Here is a 25,029-nt window from a genome sequence, read left to right as displayed (position 1 = left end):
TTTCAGTGATACGCCCCCGGCACTGAATATGGCAGGCGGCTTTATTTATCTCTGGGTCAGGGGTTGTTTTGCCGGCTCTGAATGACGTTCACCCACGGTAATAGGCCGGTCAAAGTTAATCATTAACGATGAAATCAGATAAACCACCGCAGCCGCGACAAACAACATCATCGACGAATAATAATTACCGGTGATGTAAACCAGGTAACCGATAACAATCGGGACAATCGCTGACCAGATATTACTGGAGAAATTCATGATCCCGACAATAGAACCCGCCATCTTTTGCGCCCCCAGTAAAGACGGGATTGACCAGTAAACACTACACCAGCGCAAACCAAAGATGGCCACTCCCAGCCACATAATCACGGCCATCGGAGAGGTTGCCTGGGCGGCAAGATAGACCCCGACACCCGCCGCAATGGCAGAGACAGACAGGAAGGAATGGAACACAGTATTATCTTTGTAACCACGCTTACGCAGCTTATCCATCAGATATCCACCCAGCATCTGGCCGATAAAACACAGGAAGAAGATAAACGCCATGGCCATCCCCATATCTTTCAGGTTCAGGTCACGATCTTTTTGCAGATAAAACGGCAACCAGGTCATCAGTCCATAGAAGACGGTACTGTAGGAACACCAGCCACAGATCAGAGCAATGACATTCCGCTGAGCCAGACACTGTTTGATTTCTTTAAATGTCGGAGGCAGATGTTTTTGCTCTGCGGTGCCATTAGCCTCAGCAAGATAATTCAGTTCCTGCGGGTTAACTCCGGGATGCTCTGCGGGTGTATTACGAATATACCACCAAACCACGATGCCCATCGCCACAGTCACCCCACCGGCAATCACAAATGCCATTCGCCAGTCATTAAAGAAAGCAATCAGTGCGGTAATCACAATGGCCCCGACAGCTGTACCCAGTGGAGCACCACCATCCAGCAGCATAGAGCCGCGACCACGCTCATTAGGGGTAAGCCAGGTGCCCATCAGTTTGGCGCCCGCAGGCATAATAGGCGATTCAGTCACCCCCAAAGCAACCCGCGCCACAAACAGAGAGTACACTCCGGTACATACCGCCACCATTGCCTGAGCAATGCCCCATGAAATCGCGGCCAGTGCGATAATGGTTCTTTTCTTAAAGCGGTCAGCTAACATACCGGCCGGGATTTGCATTAAAGCGTAAGCCCAGAAGAAGCCACTCTGAATAAAGCCAATCACCTGAGCATCATGTAGCCCGAACTCTTCAGATATGTAGGGGAGTGCAATTGAAAGTGACGCTCGGTCAATATAATTAATTGCGCCTAACATCAGCATCAGGAAAAATATAATCCATCTGACATTGGATCGTTTAGCCATATTATTCACCCTGTGAAAATCGACAGAATTCTGCCTGCGTATAAACCCCACAGATTTACTGCGGTATATTTGTCAATCTGTTCTGCTATTCAGAAAAATGGGGTGAGTTTCCGGATTTCATCAGCTTGCCGGTACAGAAATGAATACCTTCACAAAACGCAGGGATATAATGCGTTATATTCCACAGGTACCATGAAACTATTTCACCCCTATAAACAGGCCCTTCGGACCTTGATATTGACCGTATTTTATCTGTGCCGATATGCCACGCTGTTTAAGCTATCGTGGTCATCTCTCATCTCCGTGCGATAAATCTATCCACATCAGTTAATTGCAGGTTAAAAGTCCTTTGAATACGGTCTGTTCCTGTTATCTGTATCAGCCCGGGAGCGTCTCTGCAGCACCGATAACATCTCACATATCATTAACACACGCATGGAACAAATGAACATTACCGTTACATTCGTCACTTGCCTATAACTGGTATTTAAAATTGTGACAGGGATCGGATTAGTCAATTTATAGCTTTAATTCGCAGGAATAGTCGTTAAGCGTGACATTTATCACTGTTTTTAATGACAAACTTATCACCGTAATGATATTACATATGATCACAATATGATTATTTGAATGACTATTGCAGAGGGATAACTCTCCTTGCCAACCCATAAACTGGCAGGCAATACGCCTGACAGAGCAGTCGCGACATAGTTAACTACCTGTGAAGGCCATCGGAAACTTATCACTGTCACGCAACACTGGTTACCATAAGAGAGAAATCCCGGTGGCCGACGGCCCGGAGGGTTGTGGAGAAGAAAAGTTAAAAAACCACGGCCACTGCGTTAACAGACAGTGGCCGTGGGGAAAAACAGCAACCCGAGACCCGCCGCTGCCGGCGAAGCCACGGAGCAATGGTCAGAAATTAATGTTCACGCGTCTTGCGGAATTCAACATCCGGATAGCGTTCCTGAGTAATATTCAGGTTAACCATGGTCGGAGCGATATAGGTCAGGTTATCACCACCATCCAGTGCCAGGTTCACCTCATTCTTACGCTGGAATTCGTCGAATTTTTTCACATCGCTGCATTCCACCCAACGTGCGGTAGAAACATTCACCGATTCGTAAATAGCTTCAACGTTATACTCACTCTTCAGACGGGCGACGACCACATCAAACTGCAGCACCCCGACCGCTCCCACAATCAAATCATTGTTAGAAACCGGACGGAAGACCTGCACCGCACCCTCTTCTGATAACTGAACCAGACCTTTCAGCAACTGTTTTTGCTTCAGCGGATCGCGCAGACGAATGCGACGGAACAGTTCCGGTGCGAAGTTAGGAATGCCGGTAAACTTCATTTTCTCACCCTGAGTAAATGAATCACCAATCTGAATGGTCCCGTGATTGTGCAGACCGATAATATCGCCAGGATAGGCTTCTTCAACATGCGCACGGTCTCCGGCCATAAAGGTCAGAGCATCAGAGATCACCACCTCTTTACCGGTTCGCACCTGGTACATCTTCATGCCTTTTTCATACTTACCCGACACTACACGCAGGAAAGCCACACGGTCGCGGTGTTTCGGATCCATATTGGCCTGAATTTTAAATACAAATCCGGAAAATTTTTCATCAGCAGCAACAACTTCCCGGGTATCGGTTCGGCGTGGCATTGGCTCCGGAGCCCAGCTCACCAGGCCATCCAGCATATGGTCGACACCAAAGTTACCCAGTGCGGTACCAAAGAATACCGGAGTCAGTTGGCCCTGCAGGAACGCCTCATGATCGAATTCATGGGATGCCCCCTGAACCAGTTCCAGTTCTTCGCGCAATTGTGAGGCCAGTTCATCACCAATCGCTTCATCCAGCTGTGGGTTATTCAGCCCTTTGACCGTACGAACTTCCTGGATGGTATGTCCCTGCCCGCTCTGATAAAGATAGGTTTCATCTTTATACAGATGATATACCCCTTTAAACAGCTTCCCGCAGCCGACAGGCCAGGTAATTGGGGCACAGGCGATCTTCAGTTCACTCTCAACTTCATCCATGACTTCCATTGGATCACGGATATCACGGTCAAGTTTATTCATAAAAGTCAGGATCGGCGTATCACGTAAACGGGTCACTTCCATCAGTTTACGGGTCCGGTCTTCGACCCCTTTCGCGGCGTCAATCACCATCAGACAGCAGTCGACCGCCGTCAGAGTACGGTAGGTATCTTCCGAGAAGTCTTCATGTCCCGGGGTATCCAGCAGATTAACCAGCTTATCGCGGTAAGGAAACTGCATCACCGAAGTGGTTATCGAGATCCCGCGCTGTTTCTCCATCTCCATCCAGTCTGATTTAGCATGTTGGCTGGAACCACGACCTTTTACCGTCCCGGCCGTCTGAATAGCCTGTCCGAATAACAAAACTTTTTCTGTAATTGTGGTTTTACCCGCATCCGGATGCGAAATAATCGCAAATGTGCGGCGACGAGCCACTTCGTCTAAAAAGGGTGCTGTAGCCATTAACAGGTTCTTCACTGTTGGCGGAAACACATTGCAGGAATGCATTTCCGGAAAATCACGCAGGCCGGGAAATATTTCACCGGCGTTTATCACAGAGATCACTGACCGGCAATCACCGACATCAGTCAATACCCGGGACTTGTTCCGGAGGGGTTTTGGTCCGCATTTCTGCCCGTCACCGCTCTCCGCGGGGCATATGTTACATGAAACCGGGCGTTTACGGTATGTCAGCCCGCAGGGTTTATTGTTGCTGACCGCTGAAATAAGCGCCATTTTCTGCCGGAAAACTCTGCGACTTCCGGTTTAGTGCTGAAGCAGATACTGGCGGGGTATCTGCTACCTGTTAAAAAACAGATAACAATGAGAAAGACTTTTATTACGTATTCCAAATAATTCGCATTACTAAGAGCATGAAAAATAAAGAAATTATCAAAACACCCTCTTCACAAGGCCGTTTAACTGATGCATAATTCGTCACCATAAAGTTACAAAATATAATCTCTGTTAAAAGGTCACTGTTATGCTTACTCCTGATATGATTTCCCGCCTGAACGATCAGTTAAATCTGGAATTCTATTCCGCCAATTTGTATCTGCAAATGAGTGCATGGTGTGCGGATAAAGGCTACGAAGGAGCCGCTTCATTCCTGAAAACCCACTCCCGTGAAGAAATGGACCATATGCAGCGTCTGTTTGATTACCTGAGTGATACCGGCGCATTACCGGTACTGGGCAGTATTGATGCTCCGCCGGTCACTTTTGAATCCCTGTCTGATGTGTTTACCCGGACTTATCAGCATGAGCAGTTAATCACTGGTAAAATCAATGAACTGGCGCATGCCGCGATGACCACTCAGGACTACTCTACCTTCAACTTCCTGCAATGGTATGTTGCCGAGCAGCATGAAGAAGAGAAGATCTTTAAAAATGTTCTGGATAAACTGGGCATGCTGGAAAACAGTTCCAACGGTGCTTTCCTGTTGGACAAAGATTTGGGCCGCATGAACAGCAATACTCACGCCTGAGTTTGGCTAAGCAGGGGCCAGTCCCCTGCTTTATTCTGCCGTATCCGATACTGTCTCCTTCGGCTGTGTATTCATGGCATCCTGTCGGGTAAATACCCCGACATAGCGCTGATATCTCAGCGGCTTAATCAGCGATAAATCCACCAGCACCAGCCCATCAACACAGTTATTGAAATCCGGATCACTACCGAAATCAATGAACTGCACCCCTCCGGGTTCACAAAGCTCCGAATACTGTTTGTACAATGGCGGTATAGCGCATCCCATATTCGCCAGCAGGCGCTTCAGACAGCGCAAGTCCTGCTGATAATCATCACCACTAAACTGAGCAAGCACTTCGGGTAACGACGCAGGGTAAGGACGCCGGGATGTGGCCAGTTCTGCCGCCGGAGGGAAATAGAGCCGGTAAAAAGCCACCAGCAAATCACGTGCCGCTAACGGAAGCCCACCGGATATGGAGACCGGACCGAAAAGATAACGAATATGCGGATATCGGGCCAGAAATGCACCGATTCCCATCCACAGGTACTCCAGCCCGCGACTGCCCCAGTAAGCTGGCTGAACGAAACTCCGACCCAGTTCAATACCCTGTGACAATACCGGTAGCATACCCGGGTCATATTCAAACAGGCTTTGGCTGTAGATCCCCCGGGTCTCTGCATCCGTGAGTTGTGATGCGGTGGGCAACAGACGATAGGCACCGACAATTTCCAGTGTTTCATCGTCCCACAATACCAGATGGAAGTAGTCGTCATCGTAGCGATCCAGATCCCGGCGCCGACCACTGCCTTCCCCGACAGCCCGAAAAGCTATTTCCCTTAAACGACCAATCTCCCTCAACACCGGTACATAGCTCTCCTTGCCGCGTTGCCAGAGAAAAATATATTTGCCGTCGGGTAGCCTCCCCAACAGTTCACTGCTAAACAGTTGCTTACGCACGGCTACCCTGTCTTCAGGTCGGGCAATGGCATTTTCGGTCTGAAACAGCCCGGGGCGGCCACGGGCAATCCGGTAAAGATGTTTACGTAGCCGGGAAGCCAGCTCTTTGGCCGGGGTGTGACCGTCATACCAGTTACTGAAAGGAATGCGGGCACCCACCTGCATTTTTACGGTAGTCCCACGACACCGGAACATTTCCCTGACCAACATGAGTAACGCTGCCGGCGGACAGAGTTTGGCTGTCAGATAAAATGGCAAACTGTTTTTACCGGCGACAAAGACGGGCAGCACCGGAGCACGGCTTTTGGCAGCCAGCCGGACAAAGCTGTGGTGCCAGCGACCATCTTTAATTCCCTTGCTGCTTAAGCGCGAAACTTCACCCGCAGGGAAGATGATAACCACTCCCTGATTAGCCAGTTGTTGCCGGATACCGGACAACTGCTCGCGCCCGGTTTTCTGCCCCATGTTATCCACCGGCAGTAACACCGGATGCAGGCAGGTGAGACTCATCAGTAAACGGTTAGCCACTATCTTCACATCGCGTCTGACCTGAGCTACGGCATGCAATAAGGCCAGTCCATCTAACGCGCCCAGTGGATGGTTAGCCACCAGCACCAGCGGGCCACTGACCGGTATTTGTTCCAGTTCACGTGCGGTGAGTTCACAGCGAACATCCAGGTACTCGAGCATCTGCTCAACCATCTCCAGTCCATGAAGATGAGGATATTCAGCAGCAAACCGGATAAATTCCTGTTCACGCATCACCCGGCGTAAAAACCGTTTTTGCCATGCAGAGGCATTAAATTCAGGCCAATAGTCCCGCAACAGATGATCGACGGTAAACACCGGGAGTCCCCCTGATACAGATTAAATAAGGCACTGATGCACATTACTTTTCAGGGATGACAGAGTGATGACAGCAACAGGCTGCCATCACAGAGAGAGGATTATAATTCGAGAGGCGGCAGACGGGTAAAGACACTCAGCAGGCCTTTGCTCCATAACTGCCTGATTTGTGAGAAATAAGGGTGCTGATCTGTCAGGTGGTACTGTTCTGCATCGCTGTAACTGTCGGTCCGGTAAATCATCACATCCAACGGCAGCCCTACGGATATATTACTGGCCAGCGTGGAATCCATAGAAATCAGTGCACATTGCATCGCCTGTTCCAGTGGGGTTTCATAGCGCAAAACACGGTCAATAATCGGCTTGCCATATTTACTCTCACCAATCTGAAAATAGGGAGTGTCGACACTGGCTTCAATAAAATTGCCCTGCGCATAAATCTGAAACAACCGGGGTTCTTCACCCCGAATCTGCCCGCCAAGCAACAGAGTACCGCTGAATTCCTCCCCGTCACGTTTAATCACTTCGCGCAGAGTTTCTCCGACCCTCAGTGCAACATCATATAAAGATGCTGACTTCAGGATCCCTGACATTTCACCCTCTTCCTGATGAGCTCTCCTGAGCAAACTGAGCACACTCTGAGTCGTGGCCAGGTTGCCGGCACTCTGCAGAACCAGCGTCCGTTCATTGTCTACCTGAAAAACGTGTAGCTTTCGGAAGGTAGAGATGTGGTCAACGCCGGCATTAGTCCGCGAGTCAGACACGAATACCATGCCTGAAGATAAACGCATTGCGACGCAATAAGTCATAGTAAGGATCCTGATTCCATAAGTGCTATTGTTGCGGGGCAACCTTCTGCACGGCTGCTACAGCCCGCATACTTTCGCCCCCGCCACCCAGCCGTACTCCGCGGACCGGGCAGGCATCCAGATAATCGACCCCGACAGCCAGTTTCAGATGCTGACGGGTATCACGGGTATTATTAGTAATATCAAAGCTTTCCCAGCGATCATTCACAAAGGCCTCTACCCAGGCATGAGTGGCGACATGCTCGTTATTATCAGTATACAGGTAACCGCTGACATAACGTGCCGGAATCCCCAGGCTGCGACAACAGGCCAGAAAAACGTGGCTGTGATCCTGACAGACGCCGGTTCCCCGGGCAAAGACTTCGCTGGCCGTATCGGCCACGGTGGTACTGCCCGGACGATACGGCATTTTTTCCAACACGGCTGTCATCAATGCTTCCAGAGAAACCAGTGGCTGAGCCTCCTGCCAGTATTCCTGAGCAAAAGCACGGATATCACGATCCGGCTGGGTCAACGGCGAGAAACGAAGGAATACCAACGGTGACAAATGGCATTCATCGGTATAGCTGAAATCATCATGCTCAAGAATAGTCACTTCCCCACGGGCCTGAATTTCCAGGACCTGATGGGGGGAATCCAGAGTCAGCACATGCATCACATTGCCGTAGGCATCTACCGTCTGTGTGGCTTCGCCAGGCAGCATCAGCTCCCAGTGAACAATCTGCTGATTGGGTGTGTTCTGTGGTGTCAGACGCAGGTACTGGGTGCTGAGTTTCACCTGATCGTCATAGCTATACCAGGTCTTATGATCGATTGTCAGTTTCATTGTGCCTCCAGATACGTTTCCTGAATACTTTGCGCCAGCAGATTTATCCGCGAAGAGAAGTTTTCCAGCCAGACGGAGACTCCGTCGGTAATTAAACTTTCCCAACTGTTAAATCGTAACTCTGCCAGCATCTGGCTGGTCAGTAAGCGTGGCCTGTCTTCCCCGTGTCTGCCAATCAGCTCCAGCTGCCTTGAGATAGCGTCTATACAGGAGTGCAATGAGCGAGGACTCTCGCTTCGCAGAATCAGCAACTGATTCACGTTGTCCTGCATTACCTGTTGATGGAAAATCGTGTGATACCCCTCTTTTGCCGACACGGCACGCAATAAAGTATCGAGGAAGTAGTATTCGCGTACCGAGTCTTCCTGGACCACGGGCAATTCCTGGTTAATCTTCAGCAAGCGGGCGGTTCCGTCACAACGCTCCAGTTGTGTACCCAGTTGAATAAAGTATAGCGCATCGCCACGTAACAGAGTGCCGAGTAACGCGCCACGAAACAGGTGGGAACGTTCCTTGACCCAGTCAAAAAAACTGTCGGCATTAGCACTGGTCACCCCACGACGACGCATATTACGTAGTTCAATCCAGGTACTGTTAATACTCTCCCACACTTCCGATGACAGGCTGCCCCGCACCGCATGGGCATTGTTCCACGCCGATTGCCAGCAGCTGTAAATACTGCCGGGATTACGATCGTCAAGTGCATAAAAGTTAAACAGTTGCGGCATGGTGTAACGGCCATTCAGCATTTCAAACAGCTGCCTGGTCCCGGTCAGATTCACCGGCAGTAACAGTTCATCTCCCTGATTCTGATGAACCGACAGCATCGATAACCGGTTAGTCACATCCAGAACCCGGGCAAGCTGCTCGGCACGTTCCAGATAACGTGCCATCCAATACAATCCACTGGCTGTGCGACTTAACATGATGAATCATCCTCCAGAACCCAGGTATCTTTGGTTCCTCCTCCCTGAGAGGAGTTCACCACCAGTGACCCTTCCGTTAATGCCACACGGGTCAGCCCGCCAGGAACCAGGCGGATATCGGCTCCGCACAGTGCAAATGGCCGTAAGTCGATATGCCGTGGCGCCAGCCCTGCTCCGGTAAATGTCGGACAGGTGGATAACGACAACGTATCCTGAGCGATATAATTATCCGGACGAGCCAGCAGTCTGGCGCGGAAATCTTCGATTTCGGCACGGCTGGCAACCGGCCCTATCAGCATGCCGTAACCGCCAGCGCCATGGACCTCTTTAACGACCATTTTGTCTAAATTGGCCAGCACATAGCTCAGATCTTTTGGACGACGACATTGCCAGGTGGGCACATTGTTGAGAACAGGTTCTTCCTGCAGGTAATAACGGATCATATCCGGGACATAGGGGTATATTGACTTATCATCAGCAACCCCGGTGCCGATAGCATTCGCCAGCACCACGTTACCTGCACGGTAAACTGACAGCAAACCGGCAACCCCCAGCATCGAATCAGCCCGGAATGCCAGAGGGTCGAGGAAGGCATCATCAACACGGCGATAAATGACATCCACTTTACACGGACCTTCGGTAGTGCGCATCAGCACCGCACCATCTTTGACAAACAGATCGGCACTTTCCACCAGTTCAACACCCATCTGCTGAGCAAGGAAACTGTGTTCAAAGTAAGCACTGTTAAAGCGCCCCGGGGTTAATACCACCACGACCGGATCGTTGACCGGCGAGCTTTCACGAAGGGTTTGTAACAAATGTGAGGGGTAACGTTCCACCGGAGCAATCGACTGTGTGGCAAACAATTCCGGATACAACCGCATCATCATTTTACGGTTTTCCAGCATATATGAGACACCTGAAGGTGTCCGAAGATTGTCCTCCAACACATAGTATTCACCGTCACTGTTACGCACCATATCCACACCGACGATATGTGCGTAAATGTTCCGGTGCAGATCAACACCCTGCATACAGGGTTGATATTGATCATTGACCAGTACCTGTTCGGCAGGAATAATGCCGGCCTTCAGGATATGCTGCTGGTGATAAATATCGTGCAGAAACAGATTTAATGCCTGGACCCGCTGACGAATACCCTTGTCCAGTTGTGCCCATTCGCTGGCCGGGATAATACGCGGAACACTATCGAACGGGATTAGCCGATCAGCACCGTCATCATCCCCATACACATTAAAAGTAATGCCGACACGGTGAAATAATAGTTCTGCCTCCTCCTTTTTACGGGCGATAGCCTCTTTATCCGCCTGTTTTAACCACTCCCAGTAGTCTTTGTAGTGGGGCCGGTACAATCCATCTTTGAGTAACATCTCATCATAAAAATTTGCTGCTATCTGATAGCTATGATTCATGCTCCACCCACCGCTTTCCTGTGATGACCTGAGATAGCTCTGCATTTTTTATGCCAGGAGTTGGACATAGAATGTTCTGAAATCCCGTCAGTTAGTGTTGTTTTGGGAAAGAAACCTGCTCAATATCGCGAAATTAGCCCCCGAAAATCCTCACCACGCCAGTTATCTGTGCGCGCACCGCAAAGGTGCACCGTTTCAGGGAATCGCAAAACACCTGTTTTTTAACAGGTTAAATCTGTATTTCACAGTTCCCCCCTATAACAGTGCCTGCAATGACAGGTTTTCACTGTTATGCAGCAACCGGTTAACAAAAACGGTAGCTCCGTTAACTGTTATAGCCACGATTGGCTAATCTGTCTCTTTCCGGCCTGAAATATTTGTGATGAACTGAGGGCAGAACAGCGGAGGATATATGGATAAAGTTAAACAAATTCTTCAGCAGGAAATCGATCGTCTGAATACTGCGGAACGACGGGATAACCTGCCACGCTTCAGTTTTACGTTTTTACGTAAACATCCCGGACTGTGGTTCGTCATGTATCTTTGTTATGCATTGTGCGTGGCGCTGATCTTTTCTACCGAAATGTTGGGCTGGCCTGCCTTCTGGTTCGCCACCGCCTTTGTCCTGGGGATGAGCCTGTTAATGCTGATGGATATCTCGCCTAAATACCGGTTTGAAGATATCGATACTTTGGATTTACGGGTCTGCTATAACGGCGAATGGTACTATATTCGTGCCGTCTCTGAGCAATGCATCCACGCCATTAACAACGACCCGGAAGTGCCGTCACAGGTGAAACAAGGTATCGCCAGGTTACTGGAGAAAAAAGGGGAAGTGGATTTTTACGATATCTATCATCTGGCCTGGGGGGGGCGCAGTGCAGCGACTATCTGAGGGGTTCGGTGAAGCTGGTCGCTAATTAACTCCCCGAGAATAGTCACCGCCTGCTCTGCACGTTGATCCCAGGGCCAGGCGGCGTTAAAACGAAAACAGTGACGATGCTGCCGGGAAGCTGAAAACAGCTCGCCCGGCGCTATGCTGATCCCCTTCTGCAAGGCCTGGTGATACAGCAGTGTACTGTCCATGCCTGCAGGCAGTTCAATCCACAAAAAATACCCGCCATGATCAGCATGGATCACGGCTTCCCCGGGCAAGGCCCGTTTCAAGGCCGCAATAGCCAGTTTTTTACGCGAGACAAGCTGGCGCCGCAGGCGTTTCAGGTGCTGGTCATAGTGCTGGCTTTCCAGGAAACTGACCAGTGCCAGTTGTATCGGCGTACTTACCGACAGAGTACTCATCAGTTGTAGTTGTTGAACCCGCAACGCATGTGCCCGGGTGACTACCCAGCCGACACGAAATCCGGCCACCAGATCTTTCGAGAAAGAACCACAATGCAACACTGTTCCTTCCTTATCCCATGCCAGAGCCGGTAGCGGGGGCTGCTCGCCTTCCCACAGACTGGCATAGACATCATCTTCAATCAGCGCCACCTGATTCTCCGCCAGCAGACTGACCAGTTGCTGTTTACGTTCTGCGGATAAGGTGTAACCCAGTGGGTTCTGGTGACTGGTCATTAACCAGCAGGCTTTTACCGGCCAGCGTTGCAGCGCTTGTTCCAGTCGGAGCAAATCAATCCCCTCGCCGGGTAAGGCAGGGATCGCCAGCGCTTTCAGTTTTAGCCGTTCAATCGCCTGCAGGGCACCGTAAAATGCGGGACTTTCGATAATCACCCAGTCCCCCGGTTCTGTCACCGCTTGCAGGCTCAGGTTCAGAGCATCCATAGCGCCATTGGTGATCACAATATCGTCAGGCGAGACCAAAGTCCCCTGACGGGTATAGCGACGGGCCAGAATCTTGCGTAATTCCACATTACCGGGCGGCAGATTATCGATAGCATCACCCACGGTTAAATGCCGGGAAACATCGCCTAATGAACGCATTAACGCCCGCATCGGAAACAGTTCAGGGTCGGGAAACGCTGAGCCAAATGGCACTATCTGTGGGTCACGGCAGGCCTGAAGGACATCGAAAACAAAACGGTTAGTGTCCGTCTGTTCACTGTGTCTGACCGCCGCAGCTTGCCGGGGAAGGCCGGGGGCGACATAGTACCCGGATTGCGGGCGGGAGGTAATCCATCCCTGGCTTTCCAGCAAAGTATAGGCGTTCATTACGGTCATCAGACTGACCTGCAACAGTTCAGACTGGGCACGTAACGAAGGCAGCTTATCCCCTGGCTGCCAGACGCCTGCCTCTATTTGCTGCTGCATCTGTTGTGCAATCTGCTGAAATTTACTCACATCACCCCGGAATTACGGTTCCTGTCGACAACCACAGGACTATTGACAGCACTGTGCCACCGATCAGGCCCTGATTTTTTGCGATCCGGTTTCCGGCACCAGATCCAGTTTAACCGGACGGGGCAGCTTACCGGCGATTTCCGGCAATACCAGCTGCTCCGGAGGTACCGGCCGACTGAAATAGAACCCCTGCAGGATGTTACATCCCAGGCTTGCCAGTTGACGTTGCTGTTCCTCGGTTTCTACACCTTCCGCCACGATGTTCAGATTCATATTTTTGGCCAGATCGATGATCATCGCCAACAACCGGGTATCGGTGGACTGCTTATTGATCTCCCGGACAAATGCACGGTCAATTTTCAGCTCACTGGCAGGCATACTTTGCAGATACAGCAGACTGGAATAACCGGTACCAAAATCGTCAATCGAGACTTTAATACCATATTCTTTCAGGGCTGTCAGAATGCGAATCGTTTCCTGCGGGGAACGCATGGCGGTGGTTTCGGTAATTTCCAGGATAAGTTTGTCGGCCGGAACCTGATTGGCCGATAAGGCATTCAGCACGACGCTTTGCAACATTTCCTGCTCAAACTGAAGTGCTGAAAGGTTCACCGAAACGGAGAGCTCAGTATTGCCCTGAGCATGCCAGATTGCCAGCTGACGGCAGGCTTCATTCAGCACCCACTCACCGACCTGAATAATCATACCGCTCTTTTCGGCAATCGGTAAAAACTTATCCGGAGAGAGCAGGCCGCGGGTCGGATGCTGCCAGCGTACCAGGGCTTCGTAGCCGATGATGCTGCCACTCTGTGCATCATTCTTCGGCTGATAGAACAGACGCAGTTCGTTGTGGTACAGCGCCCGCCACAATTCGTTTTTCAGTTGTACCTGACTTTTACCCATCGAATTCATGCTGGCACGGTAGATGCTGTAACCATTACGACCGTTATTCTTGGTGTGATACATCGCAACATCAGCATTGAACATCATTTCGCGCCCTTCAGCGCCATGTTGCGGATACTGTGCAATACCAATACTGATAGAAACCATTAGTTCATATTCAGCGATATGGAAAGGTTGCTCAATCGACTTCACCATCCGGGCGGCAATATCTTCAGCCTGCTCGACAGAGGTGCCCGGAGTCAGCAATATAAATTCATCTCCCCCTACCCGCGCCAGCACCTGATCTTTTTCAAGAATACCTTTCAGGCGGTCAGAAGCCGTCACCAGCAGACGGTCACCAACGTGGTGCCCGTAAGCATCATTAATCATTTTGAAACCGTCGAGATCCAGGAACATCAGAGAAAAGGTCTCAATGCCTGCAGAGGCATTACGAATATAATGTTCCAGTTGTTCTTCCAGATAAACACGATTAGGCAGCAATGTCAGGGGATCATGCATCGCCAGTTTGTGGAGTTCGCGGTTAGCCTGATGTAATTTTTTCGCAAGCCTGGTGGCTTTAATTTGAGAGTCGACCATCGAAATCAGCAGGCTGGATCCCAGTATCGCCAGAGTAAACAGGAACACCCAGATAGCCAGAGTCGGTGAATTCACCCCATGCCCGTCAATATAACTGGTTTCATGAAAACTGGCGGCCGCCATACCGGTATAGTGCATTCCTGCAATGGCAACCCCCATCACCAGAGATGCCTGTATACGGCGCATCACGATACCGTTATCGCCTTTACGCAGATTGAAAGCCAGCCAGAGCGCTACACCTGATGCCACATAAGCAATCAGTACTGATAAAGCGACCAGCCAGTAATTCCATTCGATCGGTGGCTGAACAAGCAGAGCATACATACCGATGTAATGCATCGCTACCACGCCGCTGCCAAGTAACACCGCCCCACTTAACAGGTAACTAAACTTCAGTTGCTGATGACCAATTACCCGTTGCAGGGCAGCAACAGAAGCAATAATAACGATGATTAAAGACGCCGCGGTATCAACGGTACCGTAGTGCATCGGCATCGGAAACATCATGGCCAGGATGCCAATAAAATGCATCGACCAGACACCAATGCCCATCGCAGTACCGCCACCCACCAGCCATAACTTTGCTTTCCATCCCTGGGAACTGGCAACCCGTCCTGCGGTATCAAGCGCAGTAAAAGAGGCGATAAAGGCGATGATAAGTGAAATTAACACCAGCCATTTATTCCAGGATACATCCAGCATGCTGACTCCCTTTGTCTTGGGTTATTAAGCAAAGATACAATTAAAAATGACAGAGACAAAAAGGAAAGCTGTCATATTCATTTACAACTAACAGGCAACAGCCAACGCCATAACATATGAGTTATTTTCCGTTATTTCATTAAGCTGTAACAATTTACAGGTCTGCCCAAGGGGCCGGAAACAAACATAGCGCAACGAATGTTGCTGCATGAAAATCTGTCAGAGAATTTTCTGTCAAAGGGCATAGTACGCCAGATAATCCGCCGGAAACAAACCTTAATTAATCTAATGGCTAAAAAAAATAATTTCCCCGAAGAAATCCCGGGGTAAATTTCGGTTTTTTTCAGGCGGGTAGTACACAGAAGAGACCTTACAGCAAAATACCAGGTCGCTCAGGCCTGTGGCCTGAGCGACAACGGACTACATACTGTGTAGTGGCCCGGCTGCTTTTTTTTGCTGATAACGACGTACCAGGTAACCAATACACAGTGTCCCTACCAGACCACAACAACCGGCAAAGGTCAGCCACGCTCCCGGCATTGATTTGTCGCCGGTCGCATGAATCAGATAACTGGACACCGCCGGGGTAAACCCACCGAATAATGCTGTCGCCAGGCTATAGGCCAGAGAGAAACCCGCAGCCCGTACTTCAGCCGGCATGATCTCAGCCAGATAGACCACCATTGCCCCGTTATAGCTGGCGTAGAGGAACGACAGCCATAGCTCTGCGGTCAGCAGATGCCCAAACGATGGTGCTGCCACCATCCACTTCAGTACTGGCCACGCGGTCAGCATGGTTAACAGGGTGAAAGTAATTAACAGTGGACGGCGACCGATACGGTCAGACAATGTCCCCATGACCGGTAACCAGAATAAATTCGACACCCCCACCAATAACGTCACCATAAAACTCTGGTGGTCCGTCATCATCAGTACTGTCTTACCAAAGGTCGGGGTAAAGGCGGTTATCATATAAAACATGACGGTCGTGGTCACCACCATCAACATCCCGGCCAGCACCAGTGCCCAGTTACTGGCGACCGACCGCATAATTTCTGTCATCCCCGGGCGATGTTTACGCTGCTGAAAACTCTCTGTTTCTTCCAGCATCCGCCGGATATAGAACAGGAAAGGAACAATCAGACAGCCGATAATAAACGGAATGCGCCACCCCCAGTCCGTCACCTGCCCCTTGCCAAGCCACTGATTCAGCATCAGTCCCAGCAACGCTGCAAAGATAACTGATATTTGCTGACTCCCCGACTGCCAGCTGACATAAAAGCCTTTACGCCCTTTGGGGGCGATTTCTGACAGGTAAACGGATACTCCTCCCAGTTCCACCCCGGCAGAGAACCCCTGTAACAGACGGCCGGCCAGGATAATTAACGGAGCCGCAGCGCCAATCGTCTGATATCCGGGGGTCAGAGCAATCGTCAGGGTGCCAATAGCCATCAGTCCCAGGGTCAACAACAACCCTTTGCGACGGCCATGGTGGTCAATATAAGCCCCGAGGATGATAGCCCCCAGAGGTCGCATCAGAAAACCTGCACCAAAAGTCATCAGTGTCAACATCAACGATGAGTAAGGATCGTTGCCAGGGAAAAAGGTTTTAGAAATGGCGGTAGCATAATAGCCAAACACCATAAAGTCGTACATTTCAAGGAAGTTTCCGCTGGTCACCCGGAAAATAGATTTAGCTCCGCTGGTTTTAGTCGCCGGAGCAGAAGTTACCGAATCATTCATTGCTCAACCCTGCCGTTATAGTTTTAGTCTGCTCAGACTATTTACCCCGGTTGATACGGGAAAGATGTGACGGCAGTCATCTTTATGATTTACAGAAACATACAATTTGGTAACAAAATAACAACCACTCAGCCAGGAGCATCAGACTATTTCTGAATAACAGGTAAAAAAAAACCTCCCGGAGGGAGGCTTATTCGGTGTTGCTCAGTGCCGGAATTAATTGGCTGCGGTGCTGCCAGCGCTTTCCAGCCCCATCAGCCCAATTTTCAGATAGCCTGCGGCGCGTAGCTCATCCATCACGCCCATCAGAGTCGCATAGTCCACATCTTTATCCGCCTGGAAGAAAATGGTGGTATCTTTATTGCCACTGGTCTGTGAATCAATGGCTGAAACTAACTGCTCTTTCGAGACTTCGTTATTGCCGACATACAGTTGCTTGTCCGCTTTAATACTCAGATAGACCGGCTTATCCGGACGAGGCTGAGGGACACTGGTTGAAGCCGGCAGGTTAACTTTGACATCCACGGTAGCCAGCGGCGCAGCAACCATGAAAATGATCAATAGCACTAACATGACGTCGATAAACGGCGTCACGTTAATCTCACTCATTTCGCCATCGCTTTCTAAATCATCTTTCAGATGCATAGCCATAGCAATTAACTCACCCGCAGTTTATGTGCCGAAGCCCGCAGTTCTAACGGCTCATGGCTCTGTCCCAAATCCAGATCACGGCTCTGCAGCAATAACACCTGAGCGGCAGTATCGCTTAATGAAGCTTTATATCCGGCAATCATCCGGGCAAACACGTTGTAAATGACTACGGCAGGAATCGCAGCCACCAGGCCAACCGCCGTAGCCAGAAGAGCCTCGGCAATCCCCGGCGCCACCACCGCCAGGTTAGTCGTCTGAGTTTGAGCAATTCCAATAAAGCTGTTCATGATGCCCCATACGGTCCCGAACAGACCAATAAAGGGTGCCACAGAACCGATGGTCGCCAGGAAACCATTGCCCCGTGATGCGTATCGCCCGACAGCAGCAACTTTACGCTCCAGGCGGAAAGCCGTACGGTCTTTAATACCGTCGGTGTCTTCTGCGCCGGCAGAAAGCTGACGTTCATCCTGTGCTTCCGCAATCAGGCTGCGGCAATGGCTGCTGGCTGAGAACTTACTGGCAACCTCCACAGCCTGCTGTAGTGTACGAACTTCTTTCAGTGCTTTCTGTTCTGATTTGAGACGCCGTTTGGCTGAGCTTAATTCGGTAAACTTGCCGAAGAATATTGCCCAGGTAACCACAGAGGCGAGCAATAAACCTATCATTACCACTTTTACAACAATATCAGCATGATGATACATGCCCAGAACGGACAGATCCGTTTGCATCAAATTATTGGTCACCACGAGTACTACCCCATCTCAACGATTAATTTCCTGCTATCCCGCGATGATACCAAATCACAGCTTAATTGATAGTAGTTATCATTAGTATTTACAAATTCTTCTGTTTTTCGTGGCTGATATCAGAGACATTTTGTAGTTTGCCGACAGCGTCCGGATAGCTTGTTATCCATGACGTTGCATGTTATCCGGCCCGCGATTTTTCTTTCTGACTCTGCCCTGAGCAATAATTCATGTTAAGTTGTAGTCAAGGCATTTACAGGCAGAGCAGGAATCAATGACAGACAAGAAATCAGAAAGAAAACTGGAAACCACACTGGTCAGTGCCGGCCGGCAAAAACGCTATACTGCCGGCGCAGTTAACAGCGTAATTCAGCGTGCGTCCTCGCTGGTATTCGACACGGTGGCTGATAAAAAACGTGCCGCCGCAGGACGAACCCGCGGCGAGTTATTTTACGGGCGCCGGGGGACCCTGACCCACTTTTCATTGCAGGATGCCATGACCGAACTGGAAAACGGTGCCGGATGTGCCCTGTATCCCTGCGGTGCTGCCGCCGTGACCAATGCCATTCTGGCGTTTGTTGAAAGCGGTGACCATGTCCTGATGAGCGGCTCGGTTTATGAGCCAACCCGTGATTTCTGTAATGTGATACTGCGTAAACTTAACGTAACGACCACTTTCTTCCCTCATACCAGTGGGGCTGAGATTGTTCAGTGGCTGAAACCGGAAACCAGGGTGGTATTTCTGGAGTCGCCGGCATCCATCACCATGGAAGTCCAGGATATTCCGGCGATTGTCGCCGCCATCCGTCAGACCGCTCCGGACGCCATTATTATGATGGATAATACCTGGGCTGCCGGGGTACTGTTTAACGCGCTCGACTTCGGCATCGATATTTCCATTCAGGCAGGCACTAAATATCTGATAGGGCATTCCGATGCTATGGTAGGCACCGCAGTGGCGAATCAGCGCTGCTGGGACACCTTACGAGAAAATTCCTACCTGATGGGACAAATGGTGGATGCTGATACCGCCTACATGACCTCCCGCGGCCTGCGAACCCTGGGAGTCAGATTGCGCCAGCATGAAGAGAGCAGCATCCGTGTCGCTGAATGGCTGGCGGGTCGTGAAGAAGTCTGGCGGGTCAACCACCCTGCACTGCCTCAGTCACCGGGCCACCTGTTCTGGAAGCGTGATTTTTCCGGCAGTAGTGGTTTGTTCTCATTTATTTTGCGCCGCGAGCTGTCACGTGAAGCACTGGCTGACTTCCTGGATAATTTCCGGCATTTCAGTATGGCTTATTCATGGGGCGGCTATGAATCCCTGATTCTGGCCAATCAGCCACATGAAATTGCGGCCATCCGCCCGGAACAGGAACCACACTTACCTGGAACACTGGTCAGACTGCATATTGGTCTGGAAAACGTCGATGATTTAATTGCTGACCTGGCTGCGGGTTTCGACCGGCTGGCACGCCATACCTGACCATTTATCCGGTCTGAATGGCCGGACATTAATGAGCAGTGTCTGTCGTCAGTTGGCAGATACCGGCAGTATTAACCCCTGACACAGATCAGGTTACGGGAAAAAAAATGAGTGCTATACACGAGATAATCCATGCTCTGTGGCATCAGGATTTTGCCGTACTGGCAGATCCTCATGTTATCTGGATTGTCTACGCGGTGATGTTTTGTATGCTGTTTCTGGAAAACGGGTTATTGCCGGCGGCTTTTTTACCGGGGGACAGTTTATTACTGCTGGCAGGTGCCATGATAGCCAGAGGCGTCATGGGTTTTATTCCGACCATAGTGATCCTCACCTGCGCTGCCAGCCTGGGATTCTGGATGGGTTATCTGCAAGGGCGCTGGCTGGGAAATACCCGACTGGTACAGGGCTGGCTTAAACATTTACCCGCCAAATATCATCAGCGGGCCTGGCAGATGTTTAACCGTCATGGTCTGGCCGCTTTACTGGCAGGCCGGTTTCTGGCGTTTGTCCGCACGGTTCTGCCTACCATGGCCGGAATTTCCGGGCTCAGCAACACCCGTTTCCAGCTGTTCAACTGGTTGAGCGGGCTACTGTGGGTGGTACTGCTGGTCGCCCTGGGTTACGGTTTCAGCCATGTGCCGTTTATTAAACGTCATGAAGATCAGGTCATGACGTTACTGATGCTGTTACCACTGCTGCTGCTGGTCTGCGGTCTGGCTGGCAGCCTGGTATTTCTGTGGAAGAAAAAACGTCAGACCTCTGTCTGAAACGAAACCTGCTGACGTCAGGTATCTGCTATTGCCTGACGTACCCGCTGAATTTCTTCTCCCGGCGTTACCCCGAAATAGCGTTTATATTCGCGTGAAAACTGCGACACACTTTCATAACCCACTTCGATAGCCGCATTGCCGGCTTTCATTTGTTGATGAGCCAGTAACCGTCTGGCCTCATGTAGCCGGTAACGTTTCAGGTATTGCAGCGGTGAGGTCTGCGTGACCGTTTTAAAATGGTGATAAAATGCCGATGTACTCATATTGACCTCGGCGGCCAGCACATCAATACTCAGCCCTGTCCGGTAATCCTGCTCAATTCTGCGCAGGGCTTTGGCTATCTGGCTAATGCGGGTCTGACTGTTGGCCAGAGATAACAGTGCCCTGCCACAAGGGCCGGTCAGCAGATAAAAATACATCTCTTTAATTACCTGGTTCGCCAGCAGTCTGGCTTCCAGAGGCCGGGTCATCATATCCAACAGCCTTTCACTAATTCTCAGCATATCGTGAGTTAACTCTGCTGAATGGATAGCCGTTGTCAGCTGAGGTGGCTGATAATCGTACTGTTCGCCAATTTCGAGGATCATTTCCTGCACCGACAGCATATCCACATCAATAAATAACCCGGCCAGTGGATGCTCCCGGCTGCCATGCGTTTCACATTCAACCGGTAGTGCGACACTGAGCAACAGATAACGGCTGGGATCGTAACTGAAACTAACATCACCAAGATATCCGGTTTTACTGCCCTGAAACAAAATGGCTATCCCCGGACGATACATGACCGGGCTGAGTGTTAAATGTTTATCGGAATACATCAGCGATACATTTTTCAGCGGGCTGATCCCTCCGGACAGGGAATGATGCAAAGCGATGACCTGCTGTGCCAGACGCTGACAATAACCGTTATCAGACATGAAATCTCCAGTTTTGCCGGTATCCGGCTCCCCGCGAGGGGCTAAAAAATACTCAATATCAGACAATCATCCTCTGCCAGATACCAGGATTGCAACTACACTTAACTTCAGCCCTCACCACCTGACGTGTTTTTCTGCCACGGAGGAAACTGAAATGTCCGAACAATCCATTATCAGACTCAATGACGGTCAGCTTATGCCACAGGTTGGACTCGGCGTCTGGCAGGCTTCAGTCGAAGAAACCCGACATGCCGTCCAACACGCATTGCAAACCGGCTATCGTTCCATCGACACTGCAGCCATATATCAGAACGAAGAAGGTGTGGGTCAGGCGCTAAGCGATACAGCTCTGCCACGCGAAGAGCTGTTTATTACCACTAAACTGTGGAACAGTGACCAGACCCACGCGGCTAAAGCCCTTGAGCTCAGCCTGAAAAAATTACAGCTTGATTATATAGACCTGTACCTTATCCACTGGCCCTGCCCGCAGCAGAATGAGTATATCGGGGCCTGGCAGCAACTGATTGAGTTACAGAAACAGGGGCTGATTAAAAGTATTGGCGTATGTAATTTCCAGCAGGAGCATCTGCAAAATATCATTCGTGAAACTGGCGTCACCCCGGTGATTAATCAGATAGAACTGCACCCTTTGTTCCAACAACGTCCGATGCATGCATGGAACGGATTACATCATATTCAGACCGAATCCTGGAGCCCGTTAGCTCAGGGGGGAAAAGGCGTCTTTGATCATCCGAAAATTCGCGCTCTGGCGGATAAATATCAGAAAACCCCGGCACAGATCGTCATCCGTTGGCATATCGATAATGGTCTGGTGGTGATCCCTAAATCGGTCACAGCAAAACGGATTGAAGAGAATTTTTCGGTGTTTGATTTTAGCCTGGAAAAAACCGAGCTGACTGATCTGACCGTGCTGGAAGCAGGTAAACGACTGGGCCCGGATCCGGATACCTTTAACAAGACCTGAACCGCGCAGTTTACAGCTTAGCCACTGCCACGGCAGTGGCTAACTGATGAATTTTTGCAGCAAACGGATGGCTCTGAGCATGGCTTCTTCCCGCTGTTCGCCGTAGGAATGACCATCCTGTTGAGCCTGCTGCATAACCGTCACCAGTCCCTCTACAGACAGGCTTTGTCCGTCTCCCAGTAATTCCAGTACCGCCCCCCCTATCTCATTACAGATGGCTTTCGCGGCGGTGAAATCATCTTCTTTTGACATTACTGGCTCCAGATATGCTCGTTGTCAATTTATCGACTGTTGAACCATCAGCTGGCCTGCACAACCGCGATCGGCCAGTTCCAGATTTTGACTATAGTAGACAAACGGAAAATGCTCTGAAGAATTTTGTGGGAAAGTCACCAATAACTCAACACTGCCATCCACCCAGACAGTATCTTTCCAGCCACGATCTTCGACCATCGCCGGAGCGCCGTTAACGCTGATTATCAGGAACATAGCTCCCTGAATATGGAACGGCTGAGGCTGATTCGCCTGAATTGTCCAGCGCTCAACCGTGCCCTGCCGGACCACGGTATCAATCCGCTTCATATCCCAGGGTACGCCGTTGATTCCCGCCGGAGAATCATCCAGCCGAATCTGACGGCTGCCGGAAACATTGTTTGCCTGTGGCTGGGGAGCGAGTTGCGCAGGAAGTCCGTCAGTGACCAGTGGTAATAATCCGGTAGGACGCAGAGTTAAGACCAGTGTTGAGGTCAGAATCGATGAGGGTTCAAAAATACCTTTTATACGCTCAATCAGGGTCGCAGCGGTACCCGCGGTGATAGACACATCTTTCCCCTGGGAAAGATCTATCAATACTTCACGGCGTTCACCGGGGGCCAGTGATAACTGTTGTACGGTGACCGCAGACGGTAAGAAACCCTGATCTCCCGCGATGACAGTGAAAGGACGGTTATCACTGAGCTGTAGCTGGTAGCGACGCGCGTTCGAAGCATTGAGTAACCGTAAGCGGACCCAGCCTCTGGAGACATTAACATAAGGTTCCCTGATTCCATTGACCAGCAGGATATCGCCGTAAAATCCTTCATCTGCTCCACTGTCATACACCGGTGAGCCAAAGTTATCCAGACGTTTATCCTGAATAATCAATGGGAAGTCATCCACACCATAATGTTTAGGCAATGGCAAAGACTTACTATTGTCATCTTCAATCAGCCACATGCCGGCCAGCCCGTTATACACATGAGGAGCCATATGGTGAGGAGTATCGGCATGATACCAACAGGTTGCTGCAGCCTGACGCACCGGCAGTATCGGCGCCCAGTCAACATTAGGTGAAATCTGTCGTGGTGCCCCGCCGTTTAACGCCCCCTGCACCTGTAATCCGCTGACTGTCATTGACACCGGCTCAGGCAGGCGATTGCTGTAGATCAGCTTAACATTATCACCATTATGCACCCGGACGGTGGGACCAAGGTAGAGTCCGTTAAATCCCCAGACCGGAGCCTTACTGGTGCCGTTAAAAGCCCAGTGGCTGGCCTGTAAGGTTAAAAACAGTGGCTGACCACGGCGTGACTCAAGCAGAGGAGGTACCGGCAGAGTATTTTCTCCGGTGTCTGCTGCCAGGGCACTGTGCGGAAACAAAGTGCTGCCGAGAGCTGCGCCGGCGGATAACTGCAGAAACTGACGACGGTTAAAAGACATAATACTTCTGACCTTATACTGATAACACCGCAGGTGGTGGTTCACCACAAACAAGCAACACGCCGGGCCAATTTTTGGCCGCGGCGAACCACTATTTTTCCTTTGCCCGGCGAGCCACTTCTTCATTTAATTCATCAAGTCGGGCCGACATCAGCTCACGACAATGGGTTGCCAGCTTACGCGCAGACTGGCCTTCAAATTGTTTCACATCTACCGGGGGCAGCATTTCGACAATTACCAGTCCGTTATGCCAGCGGTTCAGCTTAATCTGATTATGCGTATTGGAAATAACAATCGGTATCACCGGTACGCCGGCGGCCAGAGCTGCGTGAAAGGCACCGGTTTTAAATGGCAGCAATCCACGACCACGGCTACGGGTTCCTTCAGGAAACATCCAGAAGGAGATATCTTTCTTTTTAAACTGAGCCACTAATTCACTGATGGTATCGTGGGCCTTATTACGGTTATCTCTGTCAATCAGCAGATTTCCGGTCAGCCAGTACAGTTGGCCAAAAAAAGGTATCCATGCCAGACTTTTTTTACCGACCGTTACGGTCGGCGGCTGTACCATATTCGCTGCCGTTATCATATCGTAGTTATTCTGGTGGTTAGCGATATAGATAGCATTACCGAAGTTTTTGGCATCATGAGGTTTGCGTAACTCAACGCGGATCCCAAACACGGTGCTCAGACGGCCGAAAGCGTGAGCAAAGGTGGCAACATGTCGCGGGTTTCTGGGCGAAAAACAACACCATAGACAACCAAACACACACACGAATATAGAATAAACAACAACGATAATTGCGCGCACAATCAACAGCATAACAACCTCATAATAGCAGCCTGCATTACTTCCATCCCTGAAGAGCAGACAGAA

General features: G+C 50.4%; 21 protein-coding genes. 5 read left to right on the top strand and 16 right to left on the bottom strand.

Annotated features, from left to right (window positions below; translation table 11 throughout):
* Positions 1–45 precede the first annotated feature (45 nt).
* Positions 46–1,362 (bottom strand): MFS transporter, encoded by a 1,317-nt coding sequence (locus B3Z23_RS10945; RefSeq protein WP_294909404.1) that lies wholly within the window; start codon positions 1,360–1,362, stop codon positions 46–48.
* A 922-nt stretch (positions 1,363–2,284) separates the two neighbouring features.
* A complete protein-coding gene (prfC, locus tag B3Z23_RS10940; RefSeq protein ID WP_294909402.1) occupies positions 2,285–3,874 on the bottom strand; it encodes a peptide chain release factor 3 in 1,590 nt (529 codons plus the stop codon).
* 520 nt (positions 3,875–4,394) lie between these two features.
* On the opposite strand from prfC, the gene ftnA reads away from it, so the two are divergent.
* The gene (gene ftnA / locus B3Z23_RS10935; RefSeq protein WP_294909400.1) at positions 4,395–4,898 is read left to right on the top strand and encodes a non-heme ferritin; all 504 of its coding nucleotides are present in this window, start codon (positions 4,395–4,397) and stop codon (positions 4,896–4,898) included.
* A gap of 30 nt (positions 4,899–4,928) precedes the next feature.
* Here ftnA and B3Z23_RS10930 read toward each other — a convergent pair whose 3' ends face one another.
* From B3Z23_RS10930 to B3Z23_RS10910, 5 genes are all read right to left on the bottom strand, one after another.
* Positions 4,929–6,683 (bottom strand): lysophospholipid acyltransferase family protein, encoded by a 1,755-nt coding sequence (locus B3Z23_RS10930; protein WP_294909398.1) that lies wholly within the window; start codon positions 6,681–6,683, stop codon positions 4,929–4,931.
* Between the two features lie 101 nt (positions 6,684–6,784).
* A complete protein-coding gene (locus B3Z23_RS10925; protein ID WP_294909396.1) occupies positions 6,785–7,492 on the bottom strand; it encodes a peptidase in 708 nt (235 codons plus the stop codon).
* Between the two features lie 25 nt (positions 7,493–7,517).
* Complete coding sequence (locus B3Z23_RS10920; protein WP_038017765.1) at positions 7,518–8,318, bottom strand: transglutaminase family protein; 801 nt, start codon at positions 8,316–8,318, stop codon at positions 7,518–7,520.
* A complete protein-coding gene (locus tag B3Z23_RS10915; protein ID WP_294909394.1) occupies positions 8,315–9,244 on the bottom strand; it encodes an alpha-E domain-containing protein in 930 nt (309 codons plus the stop codon). Before B3Z23_RS10915 ends, B3Z23_RS10920 begins: the two co-directional genes overlap by 4 nt.
* Entirely contained in the window at positions 9,238–10,677 is a 1,440-nt protein-coding gene (locus tag B3Z23_RS10910) for a circularly permuted type 2 ATP-grasp protein (protein WP_294909392.1), read from the bottom strand. Before B3Z23_RS10910 ends, B3Z23_RS10915 begins: the two co-directional genes overlap by 7 nt.
* Positions 10,678–11,089: 412 nt before the next feature.
* On the opposite strand from B3Z23_RS10910, the gene B3Z23_RS10905 reads away from it, so the two are divergent.
* A complete protein-coding gene (locus B3Z23_RS10905; protein WP_294909390.1) occupies positions 11,090–11,572 on the top strand; it encodes a YlaC family protein in 483 nt (160 codons plus the stop codon).
* Here B3Z23_RS10905 and B3Z23_RS10900 read toward each other — a convergent pair.
* The 5 genes from B3Z23_RS10900 to exbB all read right to left on the bottom strand — a co-directional run bounded on the left by B3Z23_RS10900 (position 11,533) and on the right by exbB (position 18,293).
* Positions 11,533–12,975, bottom strand: coding sequence for a PLP-dependent aminotransferase family protein (locus B3Z23_RS10900; RefSeq protein ID WP_294909389.1), 1,443 nt, complete (start codon positions 12,973–12,975; stop codon positions 11,533–11,535). The genes B3Z23_RS10905 and B3Z23_RS10900 overlap by 40 nt on opposite strands.
* Positions 12,976–13,038: 63 nt before the next feature.
* Positions 13,039–15,156, bottom strand: coding sequence for a putative bifunctional diguanylate cyclase/phosphodiesterase (locus tag B3Z23_RS10895; protein ID WP_294909387.1), 2,118 nt, complete (start codon positions 15,154–15,156; stop codon positions 13,039–13,041).
* 420 nt (positions 15,157–15,576) lie between these two features.
* A complete protein-coding gene (locus B3Z23_RS10890; RefSeq protein ID WP_294909385.1) occupies positions 15,577–16,899 on the bottom strand; it encodes an MFS transporter in 1,323 nt (440 codons plus the stop codon).
* Between the two features lie 216 nt (positions 16,900–17,115).
* Positions 17,116–17,550: a TonB system transport protein ExbD gene (exbD, locus tag B3Z23_RS10885; RefSeq protein WP_294909384.1), complete on the bottom strand. Its 435-nt coding sequence runs from the start codon at positions 17,548–17,550 to the stop codon at positions 17,116–17,118.
* 5 nt (positions 17,551–17,555) lie between these two features.
* A complete protein-coding gene (gene exbB / locus B3Z23_RS10880; RefSeq protein WP_294909430.1) occupies positions 17,556–18,293 on the bottom strand; it encodes a tol-pal system-associated acyl-CoA thioesterase in 738 nt (245 codons plus the stop codon).
* Between the two features lie 277 nt (positions 18,294–18,570).
* Between exbB and metC the strand changes: the two genes are divergently transcribed.
* Positions 18,571–19,779: a cystathionine beta-lyase gene (metC, locus tag B3Z23_RS10875; protein ID WP_294909382.1), complete on the top strand. Its 1,209-nt coding sequence runs from the start codon at positions 18,571–18,573 to the stop codon at positions 19,777–19,779.
* Positions 19,780–19,886: 107 nt separating this feature from the next.
* Positions 19,887–20,549 carry a DedA family protein gene (locus tag B3Z23_RS10870; protein ID WP_294909380.1) on the top strand — a complete coding sequence of 221 codons (663 nt, stop codon included), beginning with the start codon at positions 19,887–19,889 and terminating at the stop codon, positions 20,547–20,549.
* 17 nt (positions 20,550–20,566) lie between these two features.
* On the opposite strand, the gene B3Z23_RS10865 is transcribed toward B3Z23_RS10870, so the two are convergent.
* Positions 20,567–21,469, bottom strand: a complete 903-nt coding sequence (locus B3Z23_RS10865; protein WP_294909378.1) for an AraC family transcriptional regulator — start codon at positions 21,467–21,469, stop codon at positions 20,567–20,569.
* 154 nt (positions 21,470–21,623) lie between these two features.
* Here B3Z23_RS10865 and dkgA point away from each other — a divergent pair, with 154 nt between their 5' ends.
* Positions 21,624–22,454 (top strand): 2,5-didehydrogluconate reductase DkgA, encoded by an 831-nt coding sequence (gene dkgA / locus B3Z23_RS10860; protein ID WP_294909376.1) that lies wholly within the window; start codon positions 21,624–21,626, stop codon positions 22,452–22,454.
* Between the two features lie 39 nt (positions 22,455–22,493).
* Here the strand turns inward: dkgA and B3Z23_RS10855 are convergent, their stop codons facing one another.
* The 3 genes from B3Z23_RS10855 to B3Z23_RS10845 all read right to left on the bottom strand — a co-directional run bounded on the left by B3Z23_RS10855 (position 22,494) and on the right by B3Z23_RS10845 (position 24,975).
* A complete protein-coding gene (locus B3Z23_RS10855) occupies positions 22,494–22,706 on the bottom strand; it encodes a hypothetical protein (RefSeq protein ID WP_294909374.1) in 213 nt (70 codons plus the stop codon).
* 24 nt (positions 22,707–22,730) lie between these two features.
* A complete protein-coding gene (gene ftsP, locus B3Z23_RS10850) occupies positions 22,731–24,152 on the bottom strand; it encodes a cell division protein FtsP (protein WP_294909372.1) in 1,422 nt (473 codons plus the stop codon).
* Positions 24,153–24,243: 91 nt separating this feature from the next.
* Positions 24,244–24,975 carry a 1-acylglycerol-3-phosphate O-acyltransferase gene (locus B3Z23_RS10845; RefSeq protein ID WP_294909370.1) on the bottom strand — a complete coding sequence of 244 codons (732 nt, stop codon included), beginning with the start codon at positions 24,973–24,975 and terminating at the stop codon, positions 24,244–24,246.
* Between the last annotated feature and the right edge of the window lie 54 nt (positions 24,976–25,029).

This window comes from Tatumella sp. UBA2305 (genome assembly GCF_002345795.1).
In the GTDB taxonomy this organism is placed as follows: Bacteria; Pseudomonadota; Gammaproteobacteria; order Enterobacterales; family Enterobacteriaceae; genus Tatumella; species Tatumella morbirosei.
The sequence above is the reverse complement of the archived record's forward strand: the minus strand, read 5'-3'. Positions and strand labels throughout refer to the sequence as shown.